This window comes from Desmonostoc vinosum, assembly GCF_059505385.1.
The window spans coordinates 34278-41582 of record NZ_JCACKM010000058.1 but is presented as its reverse complement, the minus strand read 5'-3'; the positions used below and the strand labels follow the sequence as shown (position 1 = coordinate 41582).

Sequence of the window (7305 nt, the reverse complement as noted above, 5' to 3'; positions counted from 1 at the left end):
AGAGTCATTGAGAAGCCCGCGCTGTACTCGAAGAGTCAGCGTCGGGTACGTCACTAACGAGGAATCCTCAGTGATCGCCTTTGCCTTTCATAATCCAGTCAAGCGATTCTGTAAAGATAGAATTTTCTCATCTCAGCGAATCGTGCAGCAAATGAGATTGAGAATCTACTAGCGTGTCAAGGCTAAAATAGTGTAATAGCCGTAGGTTGGGGAGCCACTCACGTGCGGGGGTTCCCACCGTTGAGGGAAGTGGCGTTTGAGGAACCAAACCCAACACCGAGATACATGTTGGGTTTCGCTCCGCTCAACCCAACCTACAATTTTTTTGCAACATTTAAGGCTAGACACGCTACTACCTAAGTAAACCCACCTCGTCAAGAGAGTGAAGCGATCGCCATTTTTCGTCAATTCTGATATGGGTGTGATTATGGGCGATAACTTCGTTAAGCTTCTCTTCTCCTTCGGAGACGCTAACGCGAACGAGACGCTCCGCGTAGCTTGCTTAAGCGTAGGATACGCTAACGCATCTGTCGGTTTGCTATCGTTATAATCTAAGCTAGATGCCAATAAAATCAAGTTTTCTATGACTTCACCTATAAAAATTCGCACTAGAGCGATCGCCCTAGTGTAACAATTACCGAAAGAATCTTTAGTAAAGGCAATTGAAAGAAAAATATAAACAGTTCCGAGAATTAATCAGCTATCTCAACTGTTTTGATGCTTAATTGCTAGCCAAGATATTAGATAAGAGAGAGTTAAGGAAATGACACAAGCACTACAAAAACTAGTTACATTTGATGAATTTTTAGAGTTTTTAGCAACACAACCAGAAAATATCCGGTATGAATTACACGATGGAGATATTATTCAAATGCCCCCACCATCAGGGAAGCACGAGCTAATTGTAGCTTTTTTAACAATTATTTTAGGTTATGAATGCCTTCGCCTTAAACTTTTTTACGGTATACCTAAAACCGCTACAGTGAAACCAGAAAATAAAACGTCAGGGTACTATCCAGATGTTTTATTAATAAATTTTTCCAACTTGAGCAATGAACCACTATGGGAAAAACAATCAATCCTTAGTAAACCAGAATCAATACCATTAGTAATTGAAGTGGTCAGTACTAACTGGAGAGATGATTATCATAAAAAGTTTGCTGATTATGAAGAAATGGGTATTCAAGAATATTGGATTGTAGATTATGCAGCTTTGGGTAGCAAAGAGTTGATAGGCGATCCCAAACAGCCAACAATCACAATTTACTCTTTAAGTGATGAAGGTGAATATAGGGGAAAAAAATTTAGAGGTAACGATCGTATAGAGTCGCTAATATTTCCAGATCTAAATCTGACTGTAGAACAAATTTTTGGTGCGCGTTATTGACCTCGCCACTTTTTCTCAATCCTTATATGGGTGCAATCATGAGCAATCGCTGATTAATTATGCATTTGAGCGCCTGAGAATTCAAAAAGCGATCGCCATTTTTCGTCAATTCTGATATAGGTATGATGATAAGCGATCGCCTATTGAACTCAACGAAAGCAACTTCTGTCGTCCCGGAAGTAACTTCTGCCGCGACGTTTCCGTATTCCGCGCAGCCGGAAGCAACTTCTGTCGTCCCAGAAGTAACTTTTGCCGCGACGTTTCCGTATTCCGCGCAGCCGGAAGCAACTTCTGTCGTCCCGGAAGTAATTTTTGCTGCGACGTTTCCGTATTCCGCGCAGCCGGAAGCAACTTCTGCTTTGACATTTGTTTTAGAAGACTATAAGTTATTTTTTTTACAAAAACCAATAATTTTACGTATGACAATCTGGGAAACAATTGTCCACTATAGAGTTATGAGAATTTTAAGAAATGAGTATCAATTATGGCAAGACAAAAACGTAATTCCGGTGTTCTCAGTAAGGCAGAGATGCGTCTAGCCTGCGTCAAATCAATTAGTCCAACGCTAGATATTGGAGTGGGCTTAACAGTTAAAAATTATACTGATAAAATTGCATCTCTACGTGAATCTCTGGAAACTTACAATACTATCCTCTCTACTATTGATGTTTTATCAACTCAGATTGCTGAAAAAGAAAAAGATTTAGCAGACTACTCTCAGCAAATTTTGCTTGGCGTTGCTTATAAGTTTGGTAAAAATAGCCATGAGTATCAAATGGCTGGAGGAACTCGTAAAAGCGATGTCTACGACAGGCTACGCAAGCGGCGTACTGCGCGTCAAACTAATACCGATCATACCCCGCCCTCAGCCGCTCTCGATGCATCAAGCTGATTGGTAGTCACAATTTGATGGTGCATTGAGCGATCGCGCTAATTGCTAAAATGCGATAAATGCGATCGCTATGATGTTGAACTGCTTTTCTAGTAATCAAAGAATAAATTGTTGCATTATACTTTTACTCGCGTTCCCATCGTGACGCAAGTACAAACAACAGATTTAATCGTGACGCAATCGCATGTTAGTAAAAGTTTCAGTTAATTTCCCACTTCACATCAGCACTTGAAAGTGTTAGCTATTGTTGTGGCAGTTAACGCCGATAGGTGAAAGCAGATGTTAGGTATATTCTTGCGATCAGTAAAACGACGTGGAAAAACACAACTATGCATTGAAAAATAAAATAGACTTAAACTCTTTTTCTTCGTGCTTTTTGCTCCTTGCTTTCTACTTTATCTCAATAATAAATATTCACGCCGACCTACTCAATACTTGAGAAAGTATAAAATAAAACTTTTTTTGGCGGTAAATCATTTGTAATAGTAATTAACCCTTAGTTAGCAAGATAGCTCTGTGCTTTCGGAGTATACTAATGAGCTTGATTAACCTAGATCTAGTGTTTAACGCCATTACTAGCATTGCTAATCCTTTAATTAAAGAAAAAATTCTGCGTAGTGAAACTGTAATTAAGTTACTCCAACAATTTCATCTAGATCCAGAGCATCCACCTGCTGATTTTAGCGGTGTTTACGCTTACGCCTTAGTAGAATATGGTGTAGGTAAACCAAAACCATTACTGGAATTATTTCGACAAGAAGCAATTAAACAAGCTTTTCGCACAGCATTAGACCATAACAATCCCTCAATTCTGCTTTCTGAGGTTGATACTTTTCTCGATGCTTATGCATTGGGCGATGATATCAGAGGTTTGCAACTTGATGTCAGACGAGAGGTAGCTGAATTTGCGACGGTATTTATCGAAGTGGCGAAACGTAGTCGTACACCTGCTGATGTGTTGATGAACCAAAAAATAGGTTCTCTACATAAAAGGATTGCAAGTATCCAAGAACAACTGGAAAGATTACCAACGCTGGAGGGAATTCGCACAGAAATCGCCAGGTTAGCAGTTGAAAATTATCCCGCATTACCAGGAACTGCAACTGCAACTAACAACAAGACACTTCGCGTCTACGCCTTAGCCCAACAAATGCGAGGATGGTTTGAAACCTTGGGCTATAGCTTTGAAAAGTATGAAATCTGGACAGAGGAATATTTTGAATGGATTATCAATATCCCAGTACGTCGCAGTTATGACCGCATTCTTGTACGTGGCGTGGCGGGAGAAGTAGGACTGAGTGATGTAATGGCCTTGCGTTCCTCAGTTGATGAGCAAAAAACTGATGAAGGGTGGTTAGTAACTACCCGCCGTATTTCCCGCGCCGCCAGGGATGAAGTTAAAAAGGAAGAAAATCATCGCCTTGACTGCTTTACATTTGACGAACTAATTGATTTAGATGCTGACTTTAGCGGGTATCTCGACTGGCTAGAAGCAGAAATCAAACGTCGCCAAATTGATACCAAGTATGTACCGCTTGCTTGCACCAAAGAAGAAATTGATTTAGTAACTAAGCGGCGCATCGGGGTGAGTCGATATGAAGCAGAAGACGGTTGGATTAATGGTTACATTGACCTTTGGCTTGATGACCCTGCCAAAGAGCATATCTCAATTCTAGGAGAATTTGGCACAGGTAAAACTTGGTTTGTCTTTTACTATGCTTGGACAGCACTGCAACGTTACCGCGATGCTCAAAAACGTGGTGTTGAACGTCCCCGTCTTCCTTTGGTAATCACTTTACGTGACTTTGCTAGGGCGCTAAATGTGGAGAATGTTTTGGCAGGTTTCTTTTTTACCCAACACAATATTCGCATCAACAGCGAAGTTTTTGACCAACTTAATCGCATGGGTAAATTGCTGCTGATTTTCGATGGCTTTGACGAAATGGCAGCAAAAGTTGACCGCCAACAGATGATTAACAACTTTTGGGAATTGGCAAAGGTAGTAGTTCCCGGTGCTAAAGTGATCCTCACTTGTCGTACTGAACATTTCCCAGAGGCGAAAGAAGGACGGGCTTTACTAAATGCAGAACTGCAAGCATCAACTAAAAAATTGACCGGGGAAACACCGCAATTTGAAGTTTTGGAACTGGAAAAATTCAACGATGAGCAAATTCAGCAGGTGCTTTTATATCAGGCGGAAGCAGCGACAGTTGCACAAGTAATCGGCAATCCGCAATTATTAGACTTAGCCCGTCGTCCGGTAATGACTGACTTAATTTTGGAAGCATTGCCAGAGATTGAGGCTGGTAAACCTGTGGATATGTCACGGGTTTATTTGTATGCAGTGCGGCGCAAGATGGAACGCGATATCAAAGCAGAACGTACTTTTACCTCTTTAGCGGAAAAACTGTACTTTTTGTGCGAACTTTCTTGGGAAATGCTGTCTACAAACCAAATGAGCTTGAATTATCGACTGTTCCCGGAACGCATTCGCCGCTTATTTGGTTCTGTTGTGCAACAAGAGAAGGATTTAGATCACTGGCATTATGACATGATGGCCCAGACAATGCTTGTCCGCAATGCTGATGGTGACTATACTCCAGCGCATCGATCGCTGTTAGAGTTTTTTGTAGCGTATAAATTTGCTGCTGAGCTAGGGGCATTAGCTAGTGATTTTACGGAATTGGCACAGGCGCGATCGCCCATAGATCAAAGTCTCACACCCGTTGATGATACTTGGTCTGGTTATTTCTCACGTGGTAATGGTTTGGGGAACGCACCACTAAGAACATTTAAAAGTGAGCCTTTGGAAAAGCTAAGAGAGACTTTTGGCAAAGCACCACTCACAAAAGCCGTCATGGATTTGCTTTTACCGATGTTAGCTAATCACGAATCCCTGATTAGTGTGATTGAAGCGACACGAGGTAAAAGCGAAGATGAGGTGGGTTATGTTGGCGGGAATGCCGCAACGTTAGCCCTGAAGAGAGATAAGTCAGCATTGCAGGGAAGAGATTTAAGTTGTGCAGTCATTAAAGGAGCGAATTTTACTCATGTAAATTTGGTAAATGTCAACTTTTTGGCAGCAAGTTTAGTAGATTGTGCTTTTACACAAGCGTTAGGTGCCATCTTTTCAGTTGCATTCAGTCCTGATGGAAGGCTATTAGCTACAGGTGATGGAAATGGCATAGTTCGCTTGTTGGAAACTGCCACCTATAGAGAAATTTTAACTTGCAAAGGTCATGGTAGTATCATCCCTGCTGTTGCTTTTAGCCCTTGTGGTCAAATACTTGCAAGCGGTAGTTACGATCAAACAATAAAACTATGGTCTATTCAAACAGGAGAATGTCTCAAGAGTTTGCCAGGTCATGTTTCGGGAATACGTTCAATCGCTTTCAATCCCAGCGGGACAATACTTGCTAGTAGTGGTAATGAAAATATCATCAGGCTTTGGGATGTAAATACTGGAGAATCGTTAAAAACTTTAGATGGGCATAGCGATTATGTACGTTCAGTAGCCTTTGACCCTTCTGGTATGAGGTTGATTAGTGGTAGTGGACATAGAGACAACACAATCAGGATTTGGGATATTAACAGTGGAGAATGCTTGAAAATTCTTCATGGTCACACTAAAGGAATACGGTCAATTGCTTTAAATTCTACTGGCGAAATTCTTGCCAGTGGTAGTAGCGATCGCACAATCCGCTTGTGGGATATTAATACAGGAAAATGTCTCAATATTCTCCAAGGTCATACTGATACTGTAATGTCAGTTGTCTTTAGTACTTGTGATCAAATAATTGCTAGTAGTGGTGTTGACCAAAAAGTACGACTTTGGGATGTTCAAACTGGGGAATGCTTAAAGATTATTCCGGGACACAATAATGTAGTGCGTTCATTAGCCTTTAACCCATCTGCTCAAACCTTAGCTAGTGGTAGCTATGATAAGACAGTTAAGATATGGGATATCAATACCTGTGAATGCTTAAAAACTATCCAGGGTCATGCCGATTGGATCAGTTCGGTAGCTTTTAACCCATCTGGTAAAACTCTTGCTAGCGGAGGCAATGATGCAACAATTATCTGGGATGCCAACACAGGTAAATGTTTAAAAACTTTGCAAGTACATACTGCTTGGGTATTTTCAGTTGCATTTAGTCCTTGTGGAAAAATGCTTGCCAGTAGTGGTGCTGACGCAAAAGTCAGATTATGGAATCTCGATACAGGTGAATGCTTAAAAATTTTATCTGGGCATACAGACTGGATATATTCAATTGTTTTTAGTACTGATGGTAAGCTGCTAGCTAGTAGTAGTAGTGATAGACAATTAAAGGTATGGTCAATTGCAACAGGGCAATGTCTAACAACTATTGATGCAGATCAAAGTACAGTACATTCAGTTGCATTTAATCCCATTAATGGAACATTAGCGAGTGGGGGTTTTGATTCTAATATCAAGTTTTGGGATGTTAATACAGGTGAATGCTTAAAAATTCTCCAGGGACATAGTGGTACTATTCGCTCGGTTGACTTTCATCCTAGCAGTAAAATTCTTGCTAGCGGGAGTTCTGACAGTACAGTGAGATTATGGGATTTAGAAACAGGCGAATGCTTAAAAATTTTGCAAGGACACTCGAAAGTAGTACAGGACATAGCTTTTAGTCCTGATGGGCAAATCCTGGCTACAGGTAGTGAAGATTTTACTATTAAGTTGTGGAATATTCCCACCGGAGAATGTTTGAAAACATTACAGGAACATACTGCTTGGGTATTTTCAGTTGCCTTCAGTCCTGATGGTGAAACCTTAATTAGCGGTAGCCGAGATGAAACAATCAAAATATGGGATATTAAAACTGGTGAGTGTTTAAAAACCCTCAGAAGCGATCGCCCCTATGAACACATGAATATCACAGGCGTTAAGGGTTTAACCTCAGCTGAAATTGCCACCCTCAAGGCATTAGGCGCAGTCGAAGATGGGAAAATATAAATAAAAATTAATTTACCTACCGCGTACCCCTACGCGGTAGCA

General features: G+C 40.8%; 3 protein-coding genes. All 3 read left to right on the top strand.

What is annotated here, in order from left to right:
* Nucleotides 1-763: 763 nt before the first annotated feature.
* On the top strand, nucleotides 764-1387 hold the full coding sequence (locus AC5JMF_RS10440; protein WP_495795640.1) for a Uma2 family endonuclease: 624 nt from the start codon (nucleotides 764-766) through the stop codon (nucleotides 1385-1387).
* 484 nt (nucleotides 1388-1871) lie between these two features.
* Entirely contained in the window at nucleotides 1872-2279 is a 408-nt protein-coding gene (locus AC5JMF_RS10435) for a hypothetical protein (protein ID WP_495795639.1), read from the top strand.
* 535 nt (nucleotides 2280-2814) lie between these two features.
* A complete protein-coding gene (locus AC5JMF_RS10430) occupies nucleotides 2815-7263 on the top strand; it encodes a WD40 domain-containing protein (RefSeq protein WP_495795638.1) in 4449 nt (1482 codons plus the stop codon).
* Nucleotides 7264-7305 lie beyond the last annotated feature (42 nt).